Source organism: Caballeronia arationis (assembly GCF_001544975.2).
Lineage (GTDB): Bacteria > Pseudomonadota > Gammaproteobacteria > Burkholderiales > Burkholderiaceae > Caballeronia > Caballeronia arationis.
On record NZ_FCOG02000477.1, the window covers coordinates 1 to 1,147 of the forward strand.

The following is a 1,147-nucleotide window of genomic DNA, read 5'->3' on the forward strand; positions in this document are numbered from 1 at the left end:
TTCTCGATGCTTGCCACGAAGGCCACGGTCTTGGGCGCCACGGTCGCGGTCGAGGCGAAGCGCTGACCGAGATGCCCCCGCAGGTACCACACTACGCCGCCCACGCGCTGCAACTGTGGCACGTACACGTTCAGGTACATCCGATCGATGCACTCGCTCTCGAGCACGACGTGAGCCCGCAGAACTTCGCACACACTCTGTGATAACGTCATCACTGGCTCCGGTCGTCCACGGGTCCTTGCACCCATTGAGCTTCGAGCTCGTACATCGCTGGGCACGTCCCAGCCGGCTCGGCCGGAGCCACCTTACACCGCCAGCGCTCCGCAGTCACCCGTACCACTCGTCGGTCTGAGGCGGAGCCTCGTTAGCCTTTTCAAGGGGCCACGATGTCGCAAATACGGCACGTCTTCGTTCTCATGCTCGAGAACCGCTCCTACGACACCATCTTTGGTCTGTCGAATTTCACTGGCACATCGCCCGGCGGCGGTGCGACAAACGCCATCGGATTGCCCGCTCAGCCAATTATCAATTTCGGCAGAACTGGCGCCTCTTATCAACTAGGCCACGGCTCACCCTACGCGCTGGGCTTTGACCCGGGGCACGAGTTTTCCGACATCGCTGTGCAATTGTGTGGCCTCGCCGTCGCGAGTGCCGACGCTGTCAGGAACGACACGCTGGTGCTCGGCGCCTCCGGCTACCCCCCGCTGGCCGTGGACCCCTCGACCACCGGCTTTGCCGCCACGTACGAAGACCATGACGACGCGGTCGCCGATGCCTTCAGTGCTTTCACGCCCGACCAACTGCCCGTCTTGAATTTTCTCGCCCGCGAGTTCGGCGTTTGCGACAACTGGTATGCGTCGATGCCCGGCCCCACTTGGCCGAATCGATTCTTTTCGGTCGCTGGGACTTCTTCGGGTCTCGACCACTCGCCTAGTGACGCGCAGGTTCTCGAGGCGGTGATTCTCAACGCGCCCATCTTCAACTTCCCCAACGGTACCGTATTTTCGAAAATGCGCCCCACGGATTGGCTCATTGTGCAGGGCGACGTTGCGCAAAGCCGGGCCATCTACGGCATGCAGAATCAACTCAGCCGCTTTGTCGGGATGGATGCCCTTCTGTCCCAACTCGGCGATGGCTCGTTGACCGC

Annotated in this window: 1 protein-coding gene and 1 pseudogene; one reads left to right on the plus strand and one right to left on the minus strand. The window is 61.8% G+C overall.

What is annotated here, in order from left to right; translation table 11 throughout:
* Positions 1 to 212: pseudogene (locus AWB81_RS43305) on the minus strand (hypothetical protein); the annotation flags it as partial.
* A 174-nt stretch (positions 213 to 386) separates the two neighbouring features.
* Between AWB81_RS43305 and AWB81_RS43310 the strand changes: the two are divergent.
* Positions 387 to 1,147 (plus strand): alkaline phosphatase family protein (locus AWB81_RS43310; RefSeq protein WP_327373562.1); only part of this gene is annotated, 761 nt, incomplete at its 3' end.